Genomic DNA, 25,577 nt, shown 5'->3' with positions numbered 1-25,577 from the left:
TATTCACTTTATCAACAACTGTGATTTTTCACAACTCATTTAGGATTGCTATATAAGAATCATAAATTGTTTTTGAAAGCTGAAAATCTTGTATTTAGTCCTCTTGAGAGGAATGCAAGCTATTAGCTTCAGAATTTCTTCCCAGGCGAGATAATAACGAAGCGGAAGATTTCAATATGTTATTAATTACTATTTAAGAAGATTACAACTATTTCCTTTAAGTGTTCAACACGTTCTTGAAAATCGGTAGCAATTATTTCATACTTTTCTGAATTTAGCTAGATAAAAACTAAGTAGATAAAAATTAAACTAAGCGTCACATTAAGAAGAAAATACAAGTTAATATACGGACTACCTAACAGGTAATAAATAATTTATTGACTGTATTATTTTTATCATTTATCAACTCAAATGTTCTTTAAATAACCAATATAAATTTTTCAAAAACTAGCGCTAATTAGAGAAAGTTGAGTTAATCTTGGAAACTAGCAATTGTTAAGAATATACGTTGCTACTGGGTGGCAACATTGGAGATTCGCTCTGGTCTCTATGTAATCAAACCAGCAAGTAAAATGATTAACATAGAATATGCAAGAAGGAAGCTTTATTTGGAGTCATCTAGAAAAACAGCATCGCACGGTTGGCAAATGGATTGATTGGGTATGGCTAATAGTATTGCTGTTGGCAGCAGTGTTACTGTTTAGCATCAATCTGGGAGGATTGCCGCTGCGAGATTGGGATGAGGGGACTGTGGCACAGGTTGCTCGTGAAATTTGGCACGCTCCAGCAGATTCAATGCGTTGGCTTTACCCAACGCTAGGAGGCGAACCATATTATAACAAGCCGCCTTTGATGCATTTGCTAATAGCTTGGGCTTATTCTCTAGGAGGCGAAAATGAATTGACAACGCGCCTACCTGGAGCAATTTTAACAGCGACATCTGTACCTTTACTATATTGCATTGCTCGAGAGATATTTCGCCAACGTTGGGCAGCGATTTATAGCGCCTTGATTTATCTAACAATGTTACCTGTGGTGCGTCATGGGCGGTTGGCAATGTTGGATGGGGCGATGGTAAGTTTTTTGATGGTGATGATGTTGTGCGTGTTGCGATCGCGCCGGGATTTACGTTATTGCCTTGGTGTTGGTATTAGTTTCGGGTTGATTTGCCTGACTCAAGGACTGCTAGGCATATTGCTAGGTGCGATCGCGATCGTATTTCTGTTTTGGGATACGCCACGACTGCTCACCTGTTACTATCTGTGGATAGCAATCTTAATTGGTATTCTGCCTGTAGCTGGTTGGTATAGTGCCCAACTAATTCACTATGGTTACACTTTTGCTCAAATTGGCCTTGCAAACCCATCACTAGACCGAATTAGCTCTGTTGTAGAGGGGGATTCTGAACCACCTTGGTACTATGTTATTGAACTTCTCAAGTACACATGGCCGTGGTTATTATTCTTACCGCAAACTGTCCGCTTAACCTGGGAAAATCGTAACCTTAGCTGGGCAAAACTAGTAATGGCATGGAGTGGTGTTTATCTGCTGGTAATTTCTTTCATGATTACCAAAGTTCCCTGGTATCTATTCCCGATTTACCCTAGTTTAGCCTTAGCTTTTGGTATCCAGTTATCAGAGACAGAAAATTCGCCTTTACTCTCATCCTATCCCCGTGCTTGGGTTGCTGGTTTGGCGATCCTTGCTGTAGTCGCTTCTGCTGGTAGCATTTATTTCAGTTGGGGTATAACCCCGAAAACAGACTTACAACTGATTTTTGCCGCAGTAGCTTTAACTATGACTTTAGCAGCTATTTTGGCAGAGCGAGGCGACGGGCAATTTCTGAAGATTTTGTTTTGGGGAAGTTATATTTCACTGCTGCTGTTAATGAAATCTAACTACTGGGTTTGGGAATTATCTGAAGCCTATCCAGTTAAACCAGTCGCCGCCATGATCGTGCGAGCAAATCCAGCTACGAGGAAGATTTACACATCTTTTCCCTACCATCGTCCCTCGTTGGATTATTATAGCGATCGCACCATCATTCCCGCTTCTGTTGGCGAACTGGAATATTATTGGCACTACAACGGCCAACCCTATTTTCTGCTTCATGCATCTGCTTTCAACAATCTCGAATTAGAGTCGATGAAGCTAATTGACCAAGCTGAAGGCTGGAAGTTAGTTACAAAAGATACAAATCGATTGTAAATGTCGGGCATGGGGCAGAAGAGGCAGAGGAGAAAGACTTACTACAATTTCTCCCCTTCTCCTCATCTTGCTCATCTACCTCATCTCCCGCTGCCTCCCCTGCGTTTACGATTACCTACCCAAGCATGTATGGGGATATCAGTACAATTTCGCCATAATAGCTATTACAATACGGCGTAAATAGAGCAACCATTTAAAAACCCTAAAAAGCCCATTCCGTAATACTTTTGACTTTTGACTTTTGACTTTTGACTTCCGCCCTGCGGTACTAGGTGCATTCTGTTGCTGATTGATTTCCGGGGTGAAATACTCCAAAAATCCCATAATAGGCAATTTAATAGATTATTGAAGGCAGAAATGCGCCTGCTGGCTCGTTGTACAGTCCCATACTCATCAATGTCATTGGTCGAACTACGTGCAATCCTTTCTCTAAGCACCAGTGCAATAACTCAGTATTGCGGGTTGGCAACAGAAATCCTGATTCGGAAATTGCTGTTGCGGCGCCGAGGAGAGCCTTAAGGTCTTAATTACTCTGTGCAACTGCGTGTCCATCAAAGCCAAGTACAGTTGTGTATCCTGTAATGTTACCGTTATGTTCAACTACTGTAAGCGTTTGTTGCTCAATCGCATCAAGTAATTTCAGGTGACGAACATGACCATGAACTTGAAAACAGAGTTTGTTGCAGATATCAATATCTGCTAAGGTTGCTGTACGAACCACATACCCTAAAACTTCAAGTTGAAGCGTCGTACCTTTTAGGACTACAAGCGGTTCTCGCACATGAAATCCGAGCTTGGTATATAAGGATAATGAACTACTATTATAGGCAGCTTGCACTAACCTGACACCTGCAAACTTCTGCTGCCGTGCGTAATCTAAAACGTATTGCATGAGATGTTTCCCGATTGAACGTCCTTGTGTCATCGGGCTAACTGAAAGTGGCCCAATTCCGGCAATTGCTCCATTACTCCAGAGGAAATTGCTGCCTACAATATGTCCATCTAGTTCAGCTACAACCGAGTAAATATTTTGACGCTTAAGCAGAGAGGAAAACGACTCAATTGTAGCTTCGACTGAATCCTGATCTATGGTAAAATTATGTTGGTCACTGAGTATTTTAAAGGCTTGGTAACAGATTGAACCGCAGTCATGGGCGTCTTCAATTCTTCCCTCTCGTAAAATGAAGTTTGTGCTTTTCATAATTGGTAGACTAGCCGTTTCAATTTTGTTGCTTACCAGATTTATCAAACTGCCCTTTCAGCTTATTTGGTCCCTTACTATGAGTCGTTGTAGGCAATGTTTTATCCCAAGTATTACCAGACGGGAAATTATAGATCCTCTGGTATCCAGATTTTCTACATTGTTTGGCTAAACTTATAGGATCTGCTGTACCCCGCAAAAAGCTAAGGAATCATCGCTACCTTAATAACCTGACGCGCCTTCATCTCACAAAACACCTGTTCTAAATCTTTTAATGGCCGCTGTTCACTAATAAGTAACTCAAAGGGAATTTTGCGACTAGCGATCAGTGCAAGCGCCTCCCGCACATACTTTGGTGTATTATGAAACACGCCTTTGATGGTCAGTTCGCTGTAGTGTAGCTGTTCTGTATTCACGGTAATGCTGGTATCGCGGGGACATCCACCGAATAAGTTGACTGTTGCACCAGGACGGGCGCAGGCGATCGCAGTTTCCCAAACACTTGGTACACCGGTTGCTTCAATCACCACATCTGCGCCCCATCCTTGGGTGAGTTCTTTTACCACACTGGGAATATCCGGGATTTGACGATAATTAAAGGTCTGGGTTGCACCCAATTTTTGACCAATTTCTAGCCTGTGTTTATTACCTCCCCACAGCAACACCTCAGCTTGACCACTCAACGCCGCCACAAACATCAGCCCGATCGCCCCATCTCCTAAGACGACTATTTTATCTTTGGCTTTGACGTTAGAACGGGCTATACCATGCAACACACAAGCTAGAGGTTCCGTCATCGCTGCCAATTCCCACGGCAACTCATCAGGAATCTGCAACAAGTTATGCTGTACTATCGGTGCGGGAATTTTCAGGTATTCCGCAAAAGTTCCATTATTCCAGGTCAGATTCGGACATAATGAATACTCTTGGCGTTGACAAAAAAAGCACTGACAGCATGGTGCAGAATTATTAGCGACGATGCGATCGCTTACTTGCCAACCACTGACACCTGCACCTAAGGCAACAATTCGCCCAGCAGCTTCGTGACCAAACAGTGTTGGCGTTTTCAGCATTTTGGCATGACCACCACGCCGCCAGACTTTCAAATCTGTACCACAAGTTGTTGCCGCCCCCACTTGAATCACAACTTCGCCAGTCGCCGGAGTGGGGTCAGGAACTTCCTCTAAGCGGAAATTTTCTTGACCATAAAGTAACGCTGCTAACAAAGCTTTAAACCTATCAATTAGCTCCATCCGATTTTACCAGTTGAAGCTAGTTGATAGGTTTAAACAAAATCAGTATTGATTTCTAGTAAGCTTTTATTAATCTAAAATGCCGTCAAACTAGGAATTTACCACTGGCTGAGGAACCACTCCGGTATTCCGGGTTTCCACATTCGGCAAACGAGTAACAGTTAATAGCGGTACTTCTTGTCGGCACGACAGGCAAAACCAATATAGTTCACCATGACGGGCATGACGCAGTAGGGAACCACCGCAGCATGGGCAGGTGTTGGCTCTCGTACTCATACTAATGTTCTCCTTAAAAAAAGTTATTGTTTAAACTGGATAAAAAAGCAGTTGATTAAAACTGAATGTTAGCTGCATGAATGCGGCCATTCGATTCTATGCGGTCTTTAATAATTTGTCTGTAAACAGCTTCATATCCGTTAACCATTTGGCTAACAGTAAAGTTGTTTTCTACATATTCTCGACAGGTTTGACGATTGAGTTCCAAAGCTAATGGAATCATCGCCACTATTTCTGCATAGCTTTTGCAGACAAAACCTGTTTTACCGTGAGCAATCACCTCAGGTACAGAACCGAAATTCATGGCAATCACTGGTGTACCAGTTGCCATTGATTCAATCATTACTAACCCAAAAGGTTCTTGCCAGTTAATCGGGAAAAGAGTTATGGCTGCATTGCCCAGAAGTTCAGCCTTTTCGGCGTGGTTAATTTCGCCTAGATATTCAATTTGCTGACCATCTATATAGGGGACAATCTCTTGTTCAAAAAACTTAGAGTCTACTAGATCAACCTTTCCTGCCATCTTCAAGCGCCAACCACTCTGTTTAGCAATAGCGATCGCATGTTGTGGCCCTTTCTCTGGCGAAAAACGACCTAAAAATGCTAAATATGGAGGTTCTGACGGTTGGGCTACGAATGGGTAATCTGCTAGCTCAATTCCGTTATAAACCGTACCAATATAATTGAGATCGATTTGACGCTGCGAGTTACTAATGCTTACGTATGGTTGCTTTTGGTGGTAGCTAAATGCGTGACGGTTGTCGTTTGTAAAATTACCGTGCAGGGTATGCACTGTAGAAGTTGCTGTTATCAAACTCGCTAAAGCTAGTGCCGAAATCCCTACATGAGAATGGATAATATCGAATTGGGCAGCACTTTGGTAAACTTGGCTCAGTTCTAACATTTCGTACACTGCATACTCTTTGACACTTGGGTCTAAGCGCAATGCCTGCGGATAAACTGCTTGTAAATGAGCCAAAGTTTGAGAATCGCCAGAGGCAAATAAAGTTACCTCATGACCACGACGAACAAGTTCATCAGTCAAGCGACTCACTACCAGTTCGATTCCTCCATAACTAGGAGGTGGAACCCTTTCCCATAAGGGGGCAACTTGAGCGATTTTCATAAGTTTTTTTGGTTCAGTCTATGAAATTGTCCTCATACAATAATGAGTTACATGATTATTGTATGAGGAAAGAGAATTTGTACTTACTCTTTTGACATTTAAATTAATCTAATAGGCTCCCAAAAGCGCAATAACGGCTAACCGGATCGCAAATTATATACCGACAAATCTAAGAACAATCGGCAAAAGTCTAACTAAAAGCTATATTTCTAGCCTATAGCAAATCAATTACTTGTTGCATCTGTCTTGAGTATCATAATGAAGTAGAATATTTGGTAGCATAACTTACAAAATTCAATATTTTGTAGCTGACAATACTAAAATCTTCAATGGGATCAAATCATTAAAGCTTCGTTTAAACGTAATTGGGGAATGGAACAGAAATTATAAATATTAAGTAATTGTACAAAAATTACATAATGTGTAATTAGTAATTTACAAAAATTTTGATAACTAACTAATGAAAATCGCTACTTGGAACGTCAACTCAATTCGCACTCGCCTCGAACAGGTTACCGATTGGTTAACTAACAATCCGGTTGATGTTCTCTGCTTGCAAGAAACCAAAGTTGTAGAAGCCGAGTTTCCGCGATCGCCTTTTGAGCAGTTGGGCTATAACCTTTATATATCTGGACAAAAATCCTATAACGGCGTAGCCTTGATTAGCCACCAGCCACTTCTAGACGTAAGTAGCGGGTTTAGGGCGATTTTGACCGATTTACACCCTGAATGGGATGAGCAAAAGCGGGTAATTACAGGTGTAATTAATGGTGTTCGGATTGTTAACTTATATGTTCCCAATGGCGCAGCAGTCGGAACTGAAAAATATGAATACAAACTGCGCTGGTTGATAGCGCTACGCGAGTATTTGCGATTGTTGGTGCTGTCACAACCTGCGATTTGTGTGTGCGGTGACTTCAACATCGCACTAGAAGACAAGGATATTCACGAGCAAGTGAGTACAGAAAATCACATTATGGCAACAGAAAAAGAGCGCCAAGCCTTACGGGATATTCTGGAACTAGGATTTGCCGATGCTTTTCGCAAATTCACCACAGAAGGTGGAAATTATAGCTGGTGGGATTATCGCGCCGCTGCCTTCCGTCAGAACTTAGGTTGGCGGATTGACCATCACTATCTCACACCTATGCTGTATGAGCGTGCTAAAAGTTGCATTATCGATGTTGCACCCAGAAAATTAACCCAACCCAGCGACCATACGCCAGTAATTGTTGAATTTTGACTTAGGGATTGGGGATTGGGCATGGCAAGAAGCAGGGGAGCAGGGTGCAGAGGTGAGAATTTTCTCCCCTGCTCCCTTCCCCCTCCCCTTGTCTTGCTTGTCGCTTCCTAAGTAAGTTGGTGAGAATAACTCAAACTATGTGTTTTCTAATATAAAAAATATTGAAATTAGCTCGTAAGTAGTAGTGCAAAATTAAATATACATTTGTCATTGCGAATGAAGCGGAATAAACCTTTAATTATTTACGCCGACGTACTTACAGCTATTTTTAGGTAAATAGACCACGCGGTAGGGGCGCAAGTCCTTGCGCCCCTACGACAGATGTGCTTCAAATACTTGAATTCTGCTGTAATACCCAACCCCTATCAATAGACCTCTTGCATAACAGGACTTACGCAAGAACTCTCTGAAACTCTTATTCCTTTGTGTCCTTTGCGTTCTTCTCTGCGAGACGCTGCGCGAATGCGGTTCGTTTTATCATGATTTTGCGTAAGTCCTACATAAGTCGAATAGACCCCCTTAATCCCCCTGATATATTGGGGGGAAACTTGAAATCTTGCGCCCTCCCCAATACATCGGGGAGGGTTGGGGAGGGGTGATTCAAGGATTTTTGCAAGAGGTCTAATCAATCTAACGGATGATATATATCCTCAGAACTGGGATTGAGATAAGGATGCTGTAAATCTATTAGATGTTGCGTAAAGTGTTGGTCAATCATCCTCATCCGCTCCTCCATCGCATTCTTACCTTTTTGCCAAGCTTCTAATAAAGCATTAGCGACAATTTGGCAGCGGTTCATCCCAAAACTTTCCTGTGCTGCAAATTTTTGGGTTGGTTCTTCGGCTAAACCTAACCCTGGTGCTAAAAATTTGGTAAACAAGGGAATTTCGGGCTGGAAATGGGATTGATTTTCTGGATAAATGGCCTGAAGGATTGTGCGAATTGCTGGATAGTCGGGGAGTTCAAAGTAGAGTAGCCCCGAATCATAGCGTCCGTATGCACAGGGATTATGAAGAACCTGAAAGTTAAAAGGAATCGAGGCTGCATTCAATTGCAGTGTCAGGCTTTCCATGAGAGCGATCGCACCAGATGGCGTAAAGTTAAAGTAAATTCGCCCTGCTCCCAAATCAGCATCGGGGTTGCTCTGGCGTTGCTGTCCGACATTACTAACTGCCAAGTAAGAGCCATTTTGTAGTCGATTTTTAGGCATCCAGATTGCTACCATGTCACCCGCTTTGGTAGATTTTTTACTGGATTCTAGATGGCAGTCTGGCTCAACATAAAGTGTTAAACCACCTTTAGTCACTGCCATAGTACCATCAGGTTCTTTCCGCAATACCTGCCATTGAGGGTCAAAGTAACCGATGCCGTGATTACTGGCGTGCAGATGTTCGTAAAAGTCCCAATCAATTTCCAAAATGGAATTATCTGCTAAATTATGCTTTGGCGGGTGATTATTACTATCAGTATTGACTGCCAAAGTACTTTGCAGAGAGCCATTGTAATAAATTCCATAAAGAAAGTTTCGCAGCAGGAGAGTGAGATATTTCTGTTGTAAATCTACAGAATTGTGCTGAAATCTGTCAGCTATTTTAGTTGGCAGAGCAAAGGGTTGATAATTGGGATGGTAAATACAAAAATTTGACTCAATCTGGATATTCTTAGCAATATCAAATAGAGAATTTAGCGGTTGATTGATAGAGTAATTTAGCATTAATCCATTCAGAACTAAAACTTCAAAATCCAAAATTATGAAACCACTCTGGGGCAAAATCTTCTGAGATTTATGATAGGGGAAATAACACGCAGAACCATTCAAAATGTCTAATTTAATTTGAAACCCAGCTTTTAAATTGTTCTGCTCCCTGCCATTAACAACCGCGAAGCCGAGTCTTTTCGTAATAAATCCGAAGTAGCTGTGGCTCCTTTACAGACTGAGGAAGTTTATGGATTTTTGCCACAGGATTTAGGATTTCTGACTCTGATATCCCGAAAATAGTCAGTATAACTTGCTGCGGCATAGTGAGTAAACTTTTAGCCACTTGCAGCATACAGATATCACCATTATTAAAGGATTTGCGGCAGGTAATCATATCTTGAATTTGATGAATCAGTGCTAGCCCCGCAAACTGGATAACGCGCAAAATAAAGTCACTGCGGTATTCCAAAATCATCGGAAAAGCATTTATATAAGCTCTAATTAGGGCAACAATTGAAGGTTGTAAAATCTCTAAAGGCGTCAACGCCAGATGTCGAGATTCTTCTAACTCAATGGTGGGGTCTACTACGAGGCTCTTGAGCCAAATTCCTAAATAACTTGCTAGTAAAGTTCCTAAATCAAAGGCTGGATCTCCCCAAGAACAAGCTTCCCAATCAATTAGTCGTACTAGGCAATTGTCTAGTTTCTCCCACCTAGAATGAACCAAAATGTTGTTCAATTTCAGGTCGTTGTGAGTCAAGCAGCAAGGATTCCAGTCATATGCCAAATCTGCGATCGCTGATTCCAAACTCTCCGACTGCTGGTAGAGTAGATAGAATTTCAGCGCATCCGTGGGAATAGTCCCAAAAATCTCTGGCCCAATTGACTCTACCCCTTGCGCCGGATTGTAAAAGCCATAGCGAAACTCTCCTTCGGGAGCAGTTGCCATAAAATCCCTATATTCTCGGCGGTTATAGGTTGCCCGATGGAGTCCTGCCAAAGTAGTACCGATCGCAGAAGCAATTTGTTGTGGAAAAATATCATTGTTGTGGTAAAATATCGCAAGCTCCAGATATTCACTCAGGTAATTGCGGACGAGGATAGAATTTTCTTCGTCAAAATGCACTACCAATGGTGCGATTGCGGAAATATTGCCAAGAACTGGAAACTGCTGGAGCAACTGGTGAAACAGCCACTCCTGAAACAAATCATGGGGCGCTGCGTCTTTGTTATTAAGTTTACGTTCTTGTTTAATGAGCAGTTTGCGATTATCTGCTAGAGTCACTAGTAAATTAAAATTGTTCTTACTACTTCCTGGCAACTCAGATTTGTCTGATGCGCCATCTTCTGAGCTACACAGCCCCGCATCTTGCAGATACTGGATAACGTTATGAGAAGACAGTGATAATACCATGTATTATTTCCTACTTCGCTAAATTACTTAAACTTATCTATGTTGGTATTTGCTTGTACTTAGCAGTTATCGGTAGATAGTAACTAGTGTGTGAATAACAATAAAGATTTGTACAATCTACTAATATCCAATCTTTGGGATAAAAACCTGCCAAAATGGCACCAAGTCCTTTACAATTGCTTTAAAATTTGCTCCCAGATAGTGTGACATCTTTACACTTTATCAGCATAGTTACTTAGATACATCAAGAGCAAGTTTTATGGTAGAGCCTTTTGATGTAGCTGCATCTCCAGGTTTGTGGCGCAGAAGCATTCCCAGCAAAAAACTGATTGGCGGCAGATGTTGTTCGATGTTTAGTAGTCATCCTGAAAGCAGCAAAGAATTTCAGTAATCCTTCGCAGAAGGAAGCATGACATTCAACGCTATTATTTTTATTTATCATCACAAAGCCAAAAAAACCGGACTTTTTAGGCAATTAGTAATTATTTTTTTCTTTAATTTTCAGAATTTATGTCTGAAAACCTTGTGCTCAGGTCATTTGTGCTACCTACAAATTGTAGATGACTATAGGCGATCGCAGATAACGGCTACATGAGTGCATCTTATGTAACTGTACTTTTGCAAGTATGTTAAGGGACTTGCAAATAAAAAACCTCTTAGAGGTTTTACTACGTAAAACCGTCCCTCTCGCCCGATAGCAGCAAAAAGTAAATTTGAGTTTTTTGTCATCTCCCAAAAAGAACTCAAACTACTAAAGTGGATTCGCTTGGGTAAATGGATGAGCAAGGCTGAAGTAACCCTTGAACAATTACCAAAACCTAAAATTGCAGAAGGAATATTCATCTGTACACATCCATTAAATCTTTTAGATGTGATGTTCTCTAATAAAGTGATTAGCTATGATGTTGTGAATATGCCTCCAGTTAGCTTAATTCAGAATATCCAAATGCGAGGTTAATACTATCAATTTGATGGGCTTCAAAACTTAAAAATTCCACTTAGGATGGAATATCATTTTCGGAGTTAACTAATTTCCAAAACCTTTGCTACGCTTTTTACTTTTTCGAGGCTCTATCGTCATTAACTCTGCTGTAAAACCTCTGGAATCTTGCAACATTAACTTACGAATTCGCTGGCGTTGGTAAGCCTGCACCTCAGCAGCTAGGGGATGAGCAGAGTCAATTTTTAGGTGAGTAATAGAAGAAACATATTTTTCTTTACTTTCGGGATTATTTGGCTCTTTTAGTCCGCACATAATCCCACCTTCATCTCCTGAATAGCTAACGAAATAAATTTCAAATTCTCTGTCTGGATCAGCGTTTTCTCCTTTTTGCTTTAATGTCTTCAAAAACTCCTTTCCAGCCCGTGCTTTAATTGGTAAGCTCTCTTTTAATTTTTCAGTAAGTGCCTTTGCTGCATTGTAATCATCAATTCTCATCGCTCTAGGTCTTTATTTCAGTTTAAAAGGATTTTACTATAGTCTTTAACCTTTTCCCCAGTCACAAATTACGCTACAATCTTTAATCCCTGCTAGTTCTGTACGCTCCCCATATCCATCGTGAAACACTATCAACAACAATCCAACGCCTTCCCCAGCGATTACCTAAATAACTTGTGGGGAGAAATTCAAGCTTGTTCTTACTTTGCTATCAACAACCTCAACCGTGATTTTGTTGCCACTAAAGGATTTTCAGTAGTATTTCAGCGTTCTGGATTAGCAAAAGTAGAACAGCAGTTTCCCTACTTCAAGCCTTACCTAGATTTAGCTCTCCAGCCGAATTGTAATGCTTTTTACCTTAATCCTTTACAGCTAAAAGAAGGCTCCCGTGTCGATCCGCATATCGATCGCTCCTTGCGTTCCTACTCCAAAACTATTGAACCACCTGCGGTTGTCAGTGTCCTCTATGTGCGAGTACCTGTGGATATGGAAGGGGGAGAACTGGTATTGCGATCGCACAAACGCCAACTTGGGCAAATTAAGCCACAAATCAATACTTTACTTTACTTTCAAGGTGATTTAACCCATTCTGTTAATGCTGTGAAAACCCCAGGAAATCGCTTAAGTTTAGTTTGTGAACAGTATAGTTTGAGTGAAGCTGAACTCCTGGAAATTCCAGAGTTCACTGTAGAGTCAAGAAGCACTCAGTCTATAACCAAAAAGAGAAAGTATGCCTCATAAATCATTCGTGAAAAGTTAGATCCTCGACTTCTCATAGAAGTCGAGGATCTGGACACCGCAGATTTGAACGAAATCAGATAGAACTGCTATAGTCCTGAATACATATAGGAATTATTCGATTAATTAGTACTGTGAATATTAATCAGCCACTTCAGTACATCCTAAAACTGTGCCTACTGACGACAATTCTGAACGGTCTAACTGTGTTACCCATTCTAGAGCAACCTATACCTTTGGAATGAAAATCAACTTCTCCTAATATTCAGTACTATTCACCCTCATAAAGCTGAAAGTCTTTAGATAATGTGGAGCATCTTTAAATCAGACACTAATTGGCTATGAGAGCCTTGTTGATAACACACGAGTGCGTTTTTCACCCGAAAGCTTTATGTCTAATGTTTTGGGACATTTTCTGACGGCGAACTCAAGTTAAAAAATAAAAAAGGTAGGAAATCCTACCTTTTACCCAAAAAAAGCATTTTGTAACCAAATACCAAATTAAATATCACACACGCTTTTGACGTGTCTATTGCAAAACTATGACGAGCGTATGACACTTAATTTGTAATGGACTTCGCTATTCCTCCCAGTTGCAACCCAGGCGGATAGCTACCTTCCTCTTTGACCCGCTTGATTTCAGCATCCGTTATTCGCAAATTTAATTTCTGTGCCAACGATCGCACAATATCTCCCCGGTCAATTACACCAGCTACGGCACCAGCGGGAGAAAGCACGGTAATTCGAGGTAACTGCTCATTTTCTAGCTTGTTAATTACCTCAGCTATCGTTGTTGCTTCAGCAACAGTGGGTATTTCTGTCAGTGGACGCGCAATGCTATTTACAGTTTGGGTTTCCCATTCGCTCCTTTGGGTTAAACGAAAATCGTCAATGGAAACTAGACCCCGGTAACGTCCATCAGAAGCAGCAAAATAAACCTGTGAGGGAGCGGTTTCCAAAAGGTATAAATCGGCAAAGGAACGTAATGTCTGGTCAGCATCAACGACGCGAAAGTCACGGGTCATCGCATCAGCCGCCACCACCTTGAGCAAGCTTTCTTGCAATGTAGTCACATTGTCATAGCTGTTAGCGTTGCGGACAGCAAACCAACCTAACAGCGCAATCCATAAACCAACTACTAACTCTCTGGTCAAAAAATCTACAACAAATCCTAGAGCAATCGCACCATAACCCAATATTTGCCCAGCCTTTGCAGCCCAGTGTACGGCTTGAAAACGATTACCTGTTATTTGCCATAGTGCTGCTTTTAACACTTGCCCTCCATCTAAAGGTAAGCCTGGAATCAGGTTAAATAGAGCCACCACCAAGTTAATTCTCGCCAAATCTCCAACCATAACACTGAGTGGACTAGTATCAGATATCACGGTGACTACCAGCCGTAGCAGGAGAAATAGTATGATACTCACCAAAGGGCCAGCGATCGCTACTTGAAAGGCTTTGAAAGGAGTTTTAGATTCTTCTTCAATAGCAGCAATCCCGCCAAACAGAAATAGGGTAATTGAATTAACTTTAATGCCTTGCGATCGGGCTACCAAGCTGTGACCCAACTCATGTAGCAACACCGAACCAAATAGCAACAGTGCCATAACTATTCCAGCACTCCAAGCTATGACGTTTCCCCATTCCTGATAAGCTACCCCAAAATTGAGAGTTGCCAACCCTAAAATCACAAACCATAACGGGTCTAAAAACAGGGGAATTCCAAATAAAGACCCAATTTTCCAATTTGTTTGCATTACATTGTCCTAAAACTAGATATCGCCAGTAGTTTTTATACCGAGATACTACACATAGTTGTATACACATTTATATTGAGCATCAATTCGGTAGTGCCGACGTGACGAAATGCTCTTATTTCTACAATAGACAATTAATGCCTGTGAGCAAAACTCTCGAGTGGGGCATTGGGCATGGGGCAATTCAATTTTGGATAATGGAATTGACGATAGCGCAGCGTAAAGCCTGCGGCATGGCTTCGCTTAGAGCGAGTCCGCGAGCGTCTTTTGGATTAAATTTCAATCTAAAATCCAAAATCTAAAATCTAAAATTCTTGCTCCCCTGCCCAAAATCGTTTTTAGGAGTTTTGTATTGATCGTGGCGTTACAAGTAACGCCTTTGTCATCGCAAAACTATAGACGACCAATGTTAGTCAGTCCTAAAACGATGCCAACGCCAATAATATGACCAAAAGCCATCGCTGCAACGAATGTTGGAATACTGATCGGCAGGATAGGGAACTTGGGGCCAACTAGGGGTTTTTCAATCCTAGTACTTAGTAAAACTACTACTAAGCTGCTGATGCTGATGATGATCCCGACTGTAGGATTCCACGCAGGTGTTGCGGGAACAGATGCAGCCGCTGCTAGTAAAATAGATGAAATCAAGCTTTTGTCTCCTAAATGGAAAAGTTTATCTAGACCTACAAGATTATAAAATTACCAAGGCCCAAAAGTTTTTTAGATAGTTTAGACTTTTCAAATGATTATTTTAAATTTGTCAGATTTTCATGCGTGTTAAGATTTGCGGCATCACTCAACCACAGCAGTCTATAGCGATCGCCTCTCTGGGCGCAACGGCATTAGGATTTATTTGTGTGCCAACCTCACCTCGCTACGTTACCGTATCCCAAATTCGGGCAGCAGTGGCAGAACTACCGGCAAATATTGACACAATTGGTGTTTTTGCCAACGCTAGTATCCCCGAAATCAATCAGATTGTTGTTGATTCTGGGTTGACTGGTGTCCAGTTACACGGAGATGAGTCACCCGACTTTTGCTACCAGTTACGTCAATCTTTATCCAATATCGAAATTCTTAAAGCGCTCAGAATTGGTAGTCTTGAGCATCTTGAGACAGCAAATACTTACACAAAATACGTGGATACTTTACTACTTGACGCCTACCATCCGCAACAACTGGGTGGTACAGGCAAAACCTTAGATTGGACGATGCTAGAACAATTTAGCCCTAGTTGCCCTTGGTTTTTGGCTGGAGGACTAACAGCAGATAATATTGTGGAAGCCCTGAGTCAGGTTAATCCTAGCGGCGTTGATTTATCTAGTGGTGTGGAACGTTCACCTGGAAATAAAGATTTAGATAAAGTAGCCAAGTTGTTTGAGAAATTGGGGAGTAGAAAGTAAGGGGAGCAGTTCTTGAGCAGAGGAGAAGTTGTAGTAAGTCTTTCCCCTTTGCCCTTCTGCCTCTTGTGCCTAATGCCCACTCCCCATTCCTTAAAAGAACGCTGCTTGGTGGCGAATCAAGTTAAAAAATTCTTCGCGGGTTTTCTGGTCTTCTTGAAACACACCAACCATTGCGCTAGTGACAGTCCAAGAACCTGGTTTCTGGACGCCCCGCATCACCATACACATATGGCTAGCTTCCATCACAACGGCGACACCTTGAGGTTCTAGAATGGTTTGGATTGCTTCGGCAATTTGGCGGGTTAGCCTTTCCTGTACTTGCAAGCGGCGAGAATACATCTCAACAATGCGGGCCAGTTTACTCAGTCCCACAACTTTTTGGTTGGGGATATAAGCAACGTGTGCTCTACCCATAAATGGCAGCATATGATGTTCGCACAGACTAAAGAAATTAATATCTCTAATTAGTACCATCTCGTTATGCCCCTCATCAAAGATGGCATCGTTAACGAGTTCTTCAAGGGATTGGTTGTAGCCACTGGTAAGAAACCGCATTGCCTCGGCCACTCGCTTGGGTGTTTTAAGGAGTCCTTCGCGTTCGGGGTCTTCGCCAACTCCCAATATTAGTGTCCGCACGGCATCCTGCATTTCCTCCATCTGTTCCTCTTTGGGTGGGAATACATCCGCTTGTCGCCCGTTATTAGTATTGCGATCGGGTCTAGGAGTTATGGCTTCTGCCAAATCGGGAATCAGAGGTGATTGAGAGTAATTGGAACCGTTGGAACTAGCAATAGTCATGATTGAGTCTTGGTTATAGTTTGAATTTAGTTAGGAGTTATGAATTATGAGTTAAAAATTCTAATTCCTAACTCCTAACTTCGCAATTAGAGTGCGCCAGCGCTGGGCATTAGGGTCAATTCATCAATAACTGCCTGTTGTGGCAACAGAACTGTGTAAAGAATTGACTGAGCCACAATTTCCGGGGTTAACATCTTGGAACGGTCTAAGTTGGCATGGACTGTTTCTGTGTCCCAAAGTTCGGTATTGACTGCCCCAGGACAAATAACCGTGACACGAATGCCGTAGGTGCGTTCTTCTTGTGCCAGGGTTTGAGAGAGGGCAATCAAACCAGCCTTGCTGACGCTGTATGCTCCCCAACCGGGAAACGGTTGCTTGGCGGCAATTGAGGCAATGTTGATAATTGTGCCTGTACCCCGATCGCGCATTGAAGGCAAAATCCCCATAATGCACTGAAACACGCTGGTAAGATTCAAGTTAATTACCTGCTGCCAGTCCTCTAGGGGGGTTTGGCTCAAAGTAGCTGTATATGCTATGCCAGAACTGTTTACCAGAATGTCTATATCACCATCAAGGGCGATCGCTTGGATCTTTTCTTTTACTTCAAACAGCCGCGCTAAATCTACAGCATAAGCTTTCGCTTCCACCCCAGTGTGCTGTACAGCTTCTCTTACCGCCTCCAACTTATCCAAAGAACGGCTGACTAAAGCCACATCTATTCCCGCTTTTGCAAAGGCTAAAGCCGTTGCTTTCCCAATTCCACTACTGGCCCCAGTAATCAGGGCGCGTCGTTTTTGCTCAACACTCATGGTGTCTCCCAATTTTTGGGCAGTTCCCAAAGCCTATTACCACCCCATTATTCACACTTCTCGGTTTGGATAGATTAAAGGAATCTAAAAATCTGATGATTTTCCTTCAGCAACTGCTACAATGCAGTGCAATAGTGGGTATCTTATGGGTTTTTCCAGTAAAGACTAACAAATTATCGCCCGTAAAATCACACCGTCCACTCAAATTAGATTACTTAATAATACAAAAGCTATTCAATCAACTTGAGTATATTTGCCAAACATGCAAATGCCTATGGCTAGATTGTTAAAAATCTTTAAGCACATAGGCAATTATAACATTGCTGCTTGGTTAATCAATGATTATGTAGTGCTGTTAGTGGGCAACTTCTGTAAAAACACCAATTTTGCGGAATTTTTCATACCGCAGTTGGCGGCGTTCTGGAGCAGTTAAACGATTGAGTTCGTCCAAATTTTCCAACAGCACTTGCTTAAGAGTGGTAGCGGCTTTTAAAGGGTCAGAATGAGCGCCACCTGTGGGTTCAGGTAATATTTGGTCGATAATTCCCAACTTTTTCAGGTCGTGGGAAATAATTTTCAGAGCAACAGCGGCTTGGGGAGCCTTAGCGGCATCTTTCCACAAAATGGCAGCACAGGCTTCGGGAGTGGCAACGGTATAAACGGAGTGTTCAAACATCAGCAGGCGATCGCCTACACCAATACCGAGTGCGCCGCCAGAACCGCCCTCACCGATGACTGTGCAGATAATTGGCACATCTAAGCAGAACATTTCCCGCAAGTTGTAGGCGATCGCCTCTCCTTGACCTTGGTGTTCTGCTTCCACCCCAGACCAAGCTCCTGGCGTGTCGATAAAGGTTAGTATTGGCATACTAAACTTGTTGGCGTGTTCCATCAACCGCATCGCCTTGCGGTAGCCGCCAGGGTAAGGCATTCCAAAGTTACGGGCAATATTGTCTTTGGTATCGCGACCTTTTTGATGACCCAACATCACCACAGGTTGCCCACTCAGACGACCGACACCACCAACTAAAGCCGGATCGTCACCACCACAGCGATCGCCATGCAATTCCATCCATTCATCACTAATAGCCTGAATGTAATCGAGAGTACTGGGGCGACGCGGATGACGAGCGACTTGCAATCGCTGGGACGGGGATAGACTAGTGAAAATTTCCTCACGCAGTTGCATGGCGCGTGCTTCTAGTTGACGAATTTGACCAGAAACATCGACGCCATTTTCTTCTGCAAGTTGCCGAATTTGATCAATTCGGGTTGCGAGTTCTGCTAGGGGTTTTTCAAAATCTAACAGTAGCGGTTTACGCTCGGTAGTTGCCATCGTAGGGGTTATGAATTACGAGTTATAAGTTTTTCAGAGTGAGGATTGAGCAGTGAGGAGCCAGGAGTGAGGTTTGAGAAAGTGTGGACTTATGAAAATTATTAACTCTTAACTCCTAACTCCTAACTCTTAACTGTTAAACCAGCAGTGGTCTAAATCCATGTTTTACTGACACCCGACCAATCTGCTCCATTTTGTCTACGGTAATCTGATTCCGTCCCCACGAAAAGTTCGTGTATAACTTCTCAAATTCCAACAGCATTGATTCGGCAAAACAAGCAAACAACTGGCGGGCTGGCACGTCCATATTGACTATTTTCATAATTTTCCAGTCAATATCCAGGGAATGCTCTACAATTCCACCATTTAACACGTGTACACCAGGATATTGAATTTTCGTCGCTAAGTTTTTAGGATAGCCACCATCAATCAACAAACAGGGTTGTTTCAAAGTCGTAGCGTCAATTTCCACGCCTTTGGGCATACTCGCAACCCAAACTACAACATCAGCTTGGGGTAGTGCTTCTGTCAAACCGATGATTTTTCCCCGCCCCAGTTCGCCTTGCAACTCTTTGAGACGTTCTTGATCACGGGCGATTAGCAGCAGTTCTTTGACATCTGTTCTCGCATCTAGCCAGCGGGTAACTGCACTACCAATATCACCAGTTGCTCCACATATAGCAACAGTCGCGTTTGATAGATCAATTCCCAGTTGTTTTGACGCTTCTTCCACCTGCTTACAAATAATGTAGGCAGTATGCGTGTTTCCTGTGGTGAACCGTTCAAACTCTAGTTTGATGTTGCGGACTTGGCTAAACTGCTCTAACTTAAAATTTTCAAAAATAATCGAGGAAAATCCGCCTAAAGCTGTGATGTTAATACCATGCTTTTGTGCATGGGCCATAGCGTTGAGGATTTTGCGTGTTGCAGCTTTGATGCGGCGACTAGCTAGCATCTCCGGCAGAAAGCAAGATTCTACATACCGTCCTTCAATTTGTTGCCCAGTTACACTAGTGACAATAATGCTATCAACAATTTGCGGCGGGGCGCTGCACCAAAAGTCTAGCCCTTGATCGGCATATTCTGGGTATCCCAATTCTTGAGCTACCGCTTGAGCGTGTTCTAAACTAGTCAGATGTCCAATTAGACCAAACATGTAGTGATTATTAGGCTTATGCTGTCTTGAGCGCGTGTGAATTTCGTGGAGTTAGGAGTTAGGAGTACGATTCATAATTTCTCACTGATCATTCCTTACCGGAGGCGGAGCATTATCGGCTCCGCTTCTAACTTTTTATTAAGCGGCTATGAGTCCGTAGGCTGACAAGCGCATAATATCGCGAGTCGTGAAACCGATGTTACTCAATGCTTCACCATACTGAATCATAAAATCTTCTACTAAAGCATCTTTTTCCATTGCCATTGTGTGGGCATCACCCTCTACTTGGTTGAGCATTCTCCAGACGATAGGTAGGTTCTGGCGATTTGCTTGCTCTAGTTCAGCTTTGGATTCTGCAAAGTGTTCTTTCAACCAAGCTTCTCCAAAGTTGAGGTGGCTGTATTCTTCTTTTACTACTCCCTCAGTGATTTTACGGGCAAAATCATCAGCAACAGGGATGTAAATGTTATATGCTGCGATCGCAAAACATTCAATAATCAAAGACTGAATCAACAGACAAGTAACGACGTTACCGGATGCCGCTGCTGTTTGGAAATTTTGGTGTAGTCCAGAGAAAAACTCCTTGGCGAATTGCAAATCTGGGGTTACTTGCAAATTGCGCCCACAAGCTTCAAATCCTTTCTTGTGGCGGCTTTCCATCTTAGAGAGGCGAATCAATTCATCATGAGATTCCGGCAGCAGTTGGGCTAGTGTGATGTAATTCTCATGGGCTTCTTGTTCCCCTTCAATCACGATCGCATTAATCCGGCTATAAGCATCTTTGTATGTTTCGCTCTTGAAATCTAATCCTTTAAATTCGTCTGTAAGCTGCTGCATGGTATGTTTACTCCTGTAAAACTGAATTATTTGATACCAGGATTCAATTTCCCCTCTGAACTGAGGGTAAGAATCACTGTGGTTTAATTTAACTTAACAAGTAGACTATGTTTATAGATTAATTGTTGCTGGGGGCAATGCTCTAGTACTAGCGAAATAAATGCTTTGTATCTCAAGTAATGTCCAAACCAAACCCGAATCTGAAATCTGGGGATTTTTTGAGCCTAGTAGTTTTACTGCTAGGGGCATTTGTCGTTCTACTCCCGCTGTTTGTGGTCTTTCTCACCTCCTTTGCACCAACCGCCGCCAGTCTGGGAAATTTATCCAAAAATAACTGGTCTTTAGCTAATTACCGCGTTGCATGGCAACAGGGAAAATTTTTGCTGGCGTTTGCTAATTCTACCTTGGTAGCGATCGCTGTGACGGCGTTTCAGATTGTCACTTCTGCTTTGGCTGGTTACGCCTTAGCACGGCTGAAGTTTCGGGGACGCCAAGCACTGCTATTGGTGGTTTTAGCAACATTGGTGATTCCCTTTCAGTTATTGGTGATTCCCATCTTTTTGGTTTTGAAGTGGGGACACTTGATAAATACCTATGGGGCGCTGATTTTACCCACTGCTGTCAACGGCTTTGGGATTTTCTTGTTACGTCAGTATTTCCAGACAATTCCGGTGGAGTTAGAGGAAGCCGCAGCCATAGATGGGGCGAACCGACTGCAAATTTTGTGGCGGGTGATGTTACCTTTAGCCCGTCCAGCCTTGGTAACGCTGTTTTTGTTCACCTTCATCGGCGAATGGAATGATTTGTTTAAGCCCCTGGTATTTACGACACGACCAGAATTAAGGACGGTGCAGCTGGCGTTGGCAGAGTTTCAAGAACAATTTACGAATAATTGGCCTTTGATGATGGCGGCGGTGATGATCGCGACAGTTCCAGTGATCGTACTATTTCTCATCGGTCAGCGTCAGTTTATTCAGGGTATTGCCACCACAGGGATTAAGAATTAGCAAAAGAAGTTATCCGAATTTTAGATTTTGGTGAAGCACAAGGGAAGTAACGACAACAAGTTGTGTCATAACGACAGAACTTTGTGTGCAAAAGTAAAACTCTATATATAAACTTTTGTAAGAACTAAAAAACTGATTATAGATTTCGATGTATATTGCTATAACTTCGCTGCTGTATAGCAACTGTTACTTATTTAAAAGGTGCAATATCGAAATATGACAAATATTTGGGACTTGATTAAAGGTTTAGGAATTACAATTGGTGGTGCAATAGTTTTCTCTGGAAACTCTGCTATTGCCAAAGTTAATCTGGACGGTAATCTATCTAATAATTTTGGCGTTGCAACACAAGAGAGTATCAGAATTCTTAAAGGCGGAACCCAATCTGAAAGCAACCTTTCTCATAATTTCAAAAAAATTCCTGGCAAACATATTGTATTAGCGACATGCTGCCTTGAAGGTGAAATTTGTATAAAGTGCAAGCCTTGATGATAGCGGCGGTGACGATCGCGACAGTTCCAGTGATGCTACTATTTCTCATCGGTCAGCGTCAGTTTATTCAGGGTATTGCCACCACAGGGATTAAGAATTAGCCGGGAGGCTGGCGGTGAGTCAAAGCCAGCTTGAGATTTCAATCTCAGTATTGAATTTTGTGAAACTATGCGAAATTCTTCCTAGCCAAGGTGAATCCATAATTGTACACATTCTGTAGGAAATGGAAACAGTTATGAACCCTGAAACATTACAACAGTTACAAGACGAGATTCAACAGAAACTGCTTGAAAGCGTTAATAATGCTGACTTATACACAGTGCTTGAGAAGTACGGAGCATTAGAAAATCGAGCTTTGATAGTTCAGTGGCAGTGCAATCTTGACCTAAATAAAATCAAATCTGGTGATGCAGTTAATGAACAGCAACCGAATGAATTATTGCCCGCAAGCCCAAAAGACACAGAAGAGAGAATTGTGCTAATGCAAAGCTCATGGTGTGTCCCTTGCCCTTCAAATGGCAACCCTTTTGGCTGTAACTGCTAAATAATTTAGTCTTCGGACTCTAAGAAACCATTTATAAAGTAAATCTAAGGAAACCAACTTGGGTGCGCTGGTTCACCAGTTGCTACAACTCTTTTGACTACAGCAATGCACTGGCTCCCCAAGAGTAATTTTATTTTTACTTTATAAATGACCTCTAAAGAGTTTATTCTAGTGAGTATAAAAATCCTGAACTTTGCATTTACTAGTTAGGCTACAGAGATAATCTCAAGTATCACTATATCTAATTAGCAGGGAGCAGTATTTAAATATACTCTTATTTTTTGGGTGCAAGTTTGTGATATTTCGATACGGAAGCAGTTGGTGCTGGGAGTTAGGGATAGTCAGTACTTTAGCAATTGCTGGAGTGCCGACTTTCTTTGAGAGTTTTGCCTTAGCCCAAATACAAAAGGATGGCACACTTGGATCTGAAAGTTCAATCATTACACCAAAACTAATCGATGGTCAGCCTATAGACCAGATTGATGGTGGGGCAGTTCGTGGTACAAACTTATTCCACAGCTTTGAACAGTTTTCTGTCTCTGCGGGTAGGACAGCCTACTTTAACAATGCAAGAGATATTCAAAACATCATCAGTCGGGTAACAGGCAATTCTATTTCCAATATAGATGGCATTCTGAAAGCTAACGGCACAGCCAACCTGTTTCTGATTAATCCTAACGGCATTGTTTTTGGGTCAAATGCTTCTTTAAATATCAACGGTTCATTTGTGGCCAGTACGGCGAGTAGCTTGAACTTTGCTGATGGGACAAAATTTAGTACTATATCTCCTCAAACTACACCCCTGCTGACAGTAAGTATTCCCATTGGTTTACAATTCGGAGCAACTGCGGCTCCCATCCGCAATCAATCCCAAGCAAAACCAGATGGGGCAGTTAATATCTTTAGACAAGGCGTTGGTCTACAGGTGCAGCAAGGCAAAACCTTGGCACTCATCGGCGGTGATATAACACTAAATGGGGGAAATATCACAGCAAACGACGGAAGCGTTGAGTTAGGAAGCGTCGCTGGTAATAGTCTAGTCAGTTTAAGTCCAACGAACCAAGGTTGGGCATTTGGATATGAAGGTGTTCTAAATTTCCAGAACATCGAATTAATCAAATCGAACCAAATTTCATCCATCATCGATACTCATGGAGAAAGTGGTGGTAATATCCAGATGCAAGGGAAGCTTGTACGGATAGCTGGCAGCTTCCTATTTCTAGTTTATTCCTTGCAAGATCAGTCAGGGGGGAATGTGACACTGAACGCCTCAGACTCTGTAGTAGTTGAGCAAGATGCCCAACTGTTTACTCAGAGTTTCTCCACCGAAAACTCTGGAAACATAAATGTCACTACTAAAAAGTTAGTCGTTAGAGATGGAGGACAATTGCAGGGGCAATTGACCATAAACGCCTCAGATTCCGTGGAACTAATCGGCGGCACCTCCATTCCTCTCTTCGCAGATGGTAGTGATTTAATATCCAGTGGATTATTTAGTGCAACTTATGGCGATAAAAACGCTGGCAACATCACAATTAACACTGGAAAGTTGCGTATCCAAGGAGGAGCAAAAATATCAACAACCTCTGAAAGCATATATAGTTATCTTTCTAACCGACTTACACCAGCTACAGGAAAAGCCGGAAATTTGACGGTGAACGCCTCTGACTCGGTAGAACTAATTGGAACCTCACCAAATGGTTCTAGGCTCAGTGGCTTGTTTTCTGGAACTGAAGGGCCTGGAGATGGTGGAAACTTGACGCTAACGACAGGGCGATTGATTATCAAGGATGGGGCTGCAATCTCTGTGAGCAGCCAAGCTCGAAAAAATGTAATCTATATCGGAGATCCAAATAATTTAGGGAAAGCAGGCGATTTAAATATAACCGCTCGCTCCATACTTCTGGACAACAAAGCAAAACTTACATCTGAAACCGAATCAGGTCGAGGCGGGAATATTACGCTACAGGTGCGGGACTTATTACTGATGCGCCGCGAAAGTAAAATAACCACTAACGCAGGTACGACAGGGCTTGGTGGAGATGGCGGTAATATCATCATCAAAGCACCTAATGGCTTCCTCGTTGCTACTCCCTTGGGAAATAGCGATATCACTGCCAATGCCTTCTCTGGCTCAGGTGGTAAAATCACAATCACCGCTAAGGACATCTTTGGGTTTGTGCCGCGCACAGGTGCAGACGTAGAGAAGCTTGATCTAACAAGCGAAAAAAACCCAAAGAACCTGCCAACAAATGACATCACGGCATTTTCTCAGCAAAACCCTTCATTAAGTGGTACAGTCCAAATCAACTCACCAGATGCTGACCCCAGTAGGGGATTAGTGGAACTACCCGTAAATCTGGTTGATGCTTCGCAGCAAATTGTTGCTAATTGTAATTCTGGTGCAAAAATAGCCAGGAGTTCATTTATTAGGACTGGGCGTGGAGGACTAATAGCCGATCCCACGCAGCCATTGATAGCTGATGATGCGGTGCTGGCAGATTGGATCACACTCTCTCCAGAAAGTCAGAATCATGCTGGCGGTATTCAGAAAAGAGCGGTTGTTCAGGCGCAGCGAAACACAGAAGATAAATCACAGAAAGTTAATTCTGTCAATGAACCTATTCAAATTGTGGAAGCCCAAGGGTGGGTTATAGATGCCAATGGGAACGTGGTTCTGGTTGCTCAAATACCCACGGCGACGCCCCATAACTCCTGGCTCAACACTGCATTTTGCGCTGCTAATTAAAAATTGAGATTCTCGTAATTTTTGTTAGTGCGATCGCACCTTCTACTAAACTCAGCGATGGGTGCGTTGGCGTAGCCCGTCGTAGACATCGCT

Annotated in this window: 23 protein-coding genes and 1 pseudogene; 10 read left to right on the top strand and 14 right to left on the bottom strand. The window is 42.4% G+C overall.

All coding sequences use genetic code 11. The annotated features are described in order from the left end of the window. The first annotated feature begins 588 nt into the window (after positions 1–588). Entirely contained in the window at positions 589–2,208 is a 1,620-nt protein-coding gene (locus tag Q0541_RS31905) for a glycosyltransferase family 39 protein (RefSeq protein WP_298920587.1), read from the top strand. Between the two features lie 523 nt (positions 2,209–2,731). Here the strand turns inward: Q0541_RS31905 and Q0541_RS31900 are convergent. From Q0541_RS31900 to Q0541_RS31885, 4 genes are all read right to left on the bottom strand, one after another. Continuing rightward, positions 2,732–3,409, bottom strand: a complete 678-nt coding sequence (locus tag Q0541_RS31900) for a GNAT family N-acetyltransferase (protein ID WP_298920585.1) — start codon at positions 3,407–3,409, stop codon at positions 2,732–2,734. Between the two features lie 203 nt (positions 3,410–3,612). Next, on the bottom strand, positions 3,613–4,635 hold the full coding sequence (locus tag Q0541_RS31895; RefSeq protein ID WP_298920589.1) for a zinc-binding dehydrogenase: 1,023 nt from the start codon (positions 4,633–4,635) through the stop codon (positions 3,613–3,615). A 117-nt stretch (positions 4,636–4,752) separates the two neighbouring features. Further along, on the bottom strand, positions 4,753–4,938 hold the full coding sequence (locus tag Q0541_RS31890) for a hypothetical protein (protein ID WP_273765094.1): 186 nt from the start codon (positions 4,936–4,938) through the stop codon (positions 4,753–4,755). Positions 4,939–4,993: 55 nt separating this feature from the next. Further along, positions 4,994–6,064 carry a glycosyltransferase family 4 protein gene (locus tag Q0541_RS31885; RefSeq protein WP_298920582.1) on the bottom strand — a complete coding sequence of 357 codons (1,071 nt, stop codon included), beginning with the start codon at positions 6,062–6,064 and terminating at the stop codon, positions 4,994–4,996. Positions 6,065–6,524: 460 nt separating this feature from the next. Between Q0541_RS31885 and xth the strand changes: the two genes are divergently transcribed. Continuing rightward, positions 6,525–7,307, top strand: a complete 783-nt coding sequence (xth, locus tag Q0541_RS31880) for an exodeoxyribonuclease III (RefSeq protein ID WP_298920580.1) — start codon at positions 6,525–6,527, stop codon at positions 7,305–7,307. Between the two features lie 625 nt (positions 7,308–7,932). Here the strand turns inward: xth and Q0541_RS31875 are convergent. Together Q0541_RS31875 and Q0541_RS31870 are read right to left on the bottom strand one after the other, a co-directional pair. After that, positions 7,933–9,021 (bottom strand): T3SS effector HopA1 family protein, encoded by a 1,089-nt coding sequence (locus tag Q0541_RS31875; RefSeq protein WP_298920578.1) that lies wholly within the window; start codon positions 9,019–9,021, stop codon positions 7,933–7,935. A gap of 157 nt (positions 9,022–9,178) precedes the next feature. Then, complete coding sequence (locus Q0541_RS31870; protein WP_298920576.1) at positions 9,179–10,420, bottom strand: phosphotransferase; 1,242 nt, start codon at positions 10,418–10,420, stop codon at positions 9,179–9,181. Between the two features lie 259 nt (positions 10,421–10,679). Between Q0541_RS31870 and Q0541_RS31865 the strand changes: the two genes are divergently transcribed. Beyond that, positions 10,680–10,811, top strand: coding sequence for a hypothetical protein (locus Q0541_RS31865; RefSeq protein WP_298920574.1), 132 nt, complete (start codon positions 10,680–10,682; stop codon positions 10,809–10,811). Between the two features lie 288 nt (positions 10,812–11,099). Next, positions 11,100–11,447 (top strand): annotated as a pseudogene (cas5d, locus tag Q0541_RS31860) (type I-D CRISPR-associated protein Cas5/Csc1); the annotation flags it as partial. Here cas5d and Q0541_RS31855 read toward each other — a convergent pair. Continuing rightward, on the bottom strand, positions 11,448–11,858 hold the full coding sequence (locus Q0541_RS31855; protein ID WP_298920572.1) for a hypothetical protein: 411 nt from the start codon (positions 11,856–11,858) through the stop codon (positions 11,448–11,450). It abuts the pseudogene before it with no gap. A 120-nt stretch (positions 11,859–11,978) separates the two neighbouring features. Here Q0541_RS31855 and Q0541_RS31850 point away from each other — a divergent pair, with 120 nt between their 5' ends. Then, complete coding sequence (locus Q0541_RS31850; RefSeq protein ID WP_298920543.1) at positions 11,979–12,599, top strand: 2OG-Fe(II) oxygenase; 621 nt, start codon at positions 11,979–11,981, stop codon at positions 12,597–12,599. Between the two features lie 557 nt (positions 12,600–13,156). Here Q0541_RS31850 and Q0541_RS31845 read toward each other — a convergent pair. Both Q0541_RS31845 and psaK read right to left on the bottom strand, forming a co-directional pair. Continuing rightward, the gene (locus Q0541_RS31845; RefSeq protein WP_298920542.1) at positions 13,157–14,353 is read right to left on the bottom strand and encodes a site-2 protease family protein; all 1,197 of its coding nucleotides are present in this window, start codon (positions 14,351–14,353) and stop codon (positions 13,157–13,159) included. Between the two features lie 393 nt (positions 14,354–14,746). After that, entirely contained in the window at positions 14,747–15,001 is a 255-nt protein-coding gene (gene psaK, locus Q0541_RS31840) for a photosystem I reaction center subunit PsaK (protein ID WP_298920540.1), read from the bottom strand. A gap of 122 nt (positions 15,002–15,123) precedes the next feature. Here psaK and Q0541_RS31835 point away from each other — a divergent pair, with 122 nt between their 5' ends. After that, positions 15,124–15,756: a phosphoribosylanthranilate isomerase gene (locus Q0541_RS31835; protein ID WP_298920538.1), complete on the top strand. Its 633-nt coding sequence runs from the start codon at positions 15,124–15,126 to the stop codon at positions 15,754–15,756. A 90-nt stretch (positions 15,757–15,846) separates the two neighbouring features. On the opposite strand, the gene folE is transcribed toward Q0541_RS31835, so the two are convergent. The 5 genes from folE to Q0541_RS31810 all read right to left on the bottom strand — a co-directional run bounded on the left by folE (position 15,847) and on the right by Q0541_RS31810 (position 20,692). After that, positions 15,847–16,554, bottom strand: coding sequence for a GTP cyclohydrolase I FolE (gene folE / locus Q0541_RS31830; protein WP_298920535.1), 708 nt, complete (start codon positions 16,552–16,554; stop codon positions 15,847–15,849). A gap of 86 nt (positions 16,555–16,640) precedes the next feature. Next, the gene (locus Q0541_RS31825) at positions 16,641–17,363 is read right to left on the bottom strand and encodes an SDR family oxidoreductase (RefSeq protein WP_298920533.1); all 723 of its coding nucleotides are present in this window, start codon (positions 17,361–17,363) and stop codon (positions 16,641–16,643) included. 355 nt (positions 17,364–17,718) lie between these two features. Next, positions 17,719–18,699: an acetyl-CoA carboxylase carboxyltransferase subunit alpha gene (locus Q0541_RS31820; protein ID WP_292763652.1), complete on the bottom strand. Its 981-nt coding sequence runs from the start codon at positions 18,697–18,699 to the stop codon at positions 17,719–17,721. A 136-nt stretch (positions 18,700–18,835) separates the two neighbouring features. After that, on the bottom strand, positions 18,836–19,855 hold the full coding sequence (locus tag Q0541_RS31815; RefSeq protein WP_298920531.1) for a long-chain acyl-[acyl-carrier-protein] reductase: 1,020 nt from the start codon (positions 19,853–19,855) through the stop codon (positions 18,836–18,838). Between the two features lie 138 nt (positions 19,856–19,993). Next, on the bottom strand, positions 19,994–20,692 hold the full coding sequence (locus Q0541_RS31810) for an aldehyde oxygenase (deformylating) (protein WP_298920527.1): 699 nt from the start codon (positions 20,690–20,692) through the stop codon (positions 19,994–19,996). Between the two features lie 179 nt (positions 20,693–20,871). Here Q0541_RS31810 and Q0541_RS31805 point away from each other — a divergent pair, with 179 nt between their 5' ends. The 4 genes from Q0541_RS31805 (at position 20,872) to Q0541_RS31790 (ending at position 25,484) form a co-directional block, all read left to right on the top strand. Next, entirely contained in the window at positions 20,872–21,699 is an 828-nt protein-coding gene (locus Q0541_RS31805) for a carbohydrate ABC transporter permease (RefSeq protein ID WP_298920525.1), read from the top strand. Positions 21,700–21,915: 216 nt separating this feature from the next. Then, on the top strand, positions 21,916–22,188 hold the full coding sequence (locus tag Q0541_RS31800; protein ID WP_298920523.1) for a hypothetical protein: 273 nt from the start codon (positions 21,916–21,918) through the stop codon (positions 22,186–22,188). A 238-nt stretch (positions 22,189–22,426) separates the two neighbouring features. Beyond that, positions 22,427–22,735 (top strand): hypothetical protein, encoded by a 309-nt coding sequence (locus tag Q0541_RS31795; RefSeq protein WP_298920521.1) that lies wholly within the window; start codon positions 22,427–22,429, stop codon positions 22,733–22,735. Positions 22,736–23,030: 295 nt separating this feature from the next. Next, the gene (locus Q0541_RS31790; protein ID WP_298920519.1) at positions 23,031–25,484 is read left to right on the top strand and encodes a filamentous hemagglutinin N-terminal domain-containing protein; all 2,454 of its coding nucleotides are present in this window, start codon (positions 23,031–23,033) and stop codon (positions 25,482–25,484) included. The last annotated feature ends 93 nt before the right edge of the window (positions 25,485–25,577 follow it).

The organism is uncultured Nostoc sp., from assembly GCF_937863485.1.
In the GTDB taxonomy this organism is placed as follows: Bacteria; Cyanobacteriota; Cyanobacteriia; order Cyanobacteriales; family Nostocaceae; genus Nostoc.
Note: the sequence above shows the minus strand (reverse complement) of the source record. Positions and strands in the feature narration are given on the sequence as shown.

Bases quoted from the DNA above. Each gene is read 5' to 3' on its own strand.
- Q0541_RS31905 (WP_298920587.1), top strand. From the start codon at position 589: ATGCAAGAAGGAAGCTTTATTTGGAGTCATCTAGAAAAACAGCATCGC.
- Q0541_RS31900 (WP_298920585.1), bottom strand. From the start codon at position 3,409: ATGAAAAGCACAAACTTCATTTTACGAGAGGGAAGAATTGAAGACGCC.
- Q0541_RS31890 (WP_273765094.1), bottom strand. From the start codon at position 4,938: ATGAGTACGAGAGCCAACACCTGCCCATGCTGCGGTGGTTCCCTACTG.
- Q0541_RS31885 (WP_298920582.1), bottom strand. From the start codon at position 6,064: ATGAAAATCGCTCAAGTTGCCCCCTTATGGGAAAGGGTTCCACCTCCT.
- xth (WP_298920580.1), top strand. From the start codon at position 6,525: ATGAAAATCGCTACTTGGAACGTCAACTCAATTCGCACTCGCCTCGAA.
- Q0541_RS31875 (WP_298920578.1), bottom strand. From the start codon at position 9,021: ATGCTAAATTACTCTATCAATCAACCGCTAAATTCTCTATTTGATATT.
- Q0541_RS31870 (WP_298920576.1), bottom strand. From the start codon at position 10,420: ATGGTATTATCACTGTCTTCTCATAACGTTATCCAGTATCTGCAAGAT.
- Q0541_RS31865 (WP_298920574.1), top strand. From the start codon at position 10,680: ATGGTAGAGCCTTTTGATGTAGCTGCATCTCCAGGTTTGTGGCGCAGA.
- Q0541_RS31855 (WP_298920572.1), bottom strand. From the start codon at position 11,858: ATGAGAATTGATGATTACAATGCAGCAAAGGCACTTACTGAAAAATTA.
- Q0541_RS31845 (WP_298920542.1), bottom strand. From the start codon at position 14,353: ATGCAAACAAATTGGAAAATTGGGTCTTTATTTGGAATTCCCCTGTTT.
- Q0541_RS31835 (WP_298920538.1), top strand. From the start codon at position 15,124: ATGCGTGTTAAGATTTGCGGCATCACTCAACCACAGCAGTCTATAGCG.
- folE (WP_298920535.1), bottom strand. From the start codon at position 16,554: ATGACTATTGCTAGTTCCAACGGTTCCAATTACTCTCAATCACCTCTG.
- Q0541_RS31825 (WP_298920533.1), bottom strand. From the start codon at position 17,363: ATGAGTGTTGAGCAAAAACGACGCGCCCTGATTACTGGGGCCAGTAGT.
- Q0541_RS31820 (WP_292763652.1), bottom strand. From the start codon at position 18,699: ATGGCAACTACCGAGCGTAAACCGCTACTGTTAGATTTTGAAAAACCC.
- Q0541_RS31815 (WP_298920531.1), bottom strand. From the start codon at position 19,855: ATGTTTGGTCTAATTGGACATCTGACTAGTTTAGAACACGCTCAAGCG.
- Q0541_RS31810 (WP_298920527.1), bottom strand. From the start codon at position 20,692: ATGCAGCAGCTTACAGACGAATTTAAAGGATTAGATTTCAAGAGCGAA.
- Q0541_RS31805 (WP_298920525.1), top strand. From the start codon at position 20,872: ATGTCCAAACCAAACCCGAATCTGAAATCTGGGGATTTTTTGAGCCTA.
- Q0541_RS31800 (WP_298920523.1), top strand. From the start codon at position 21,916: ATGACAAATATTTGGGACTTGATTAAAGGTTTAGGAATTACAATTGGT.
- Q0541_RS31795 (WP_298920521.1), top strand. From the start codon at position 22,427: ATGAACCCTGAAACATTACAACAGTTACAAGACGAGATTCAACAGAAA.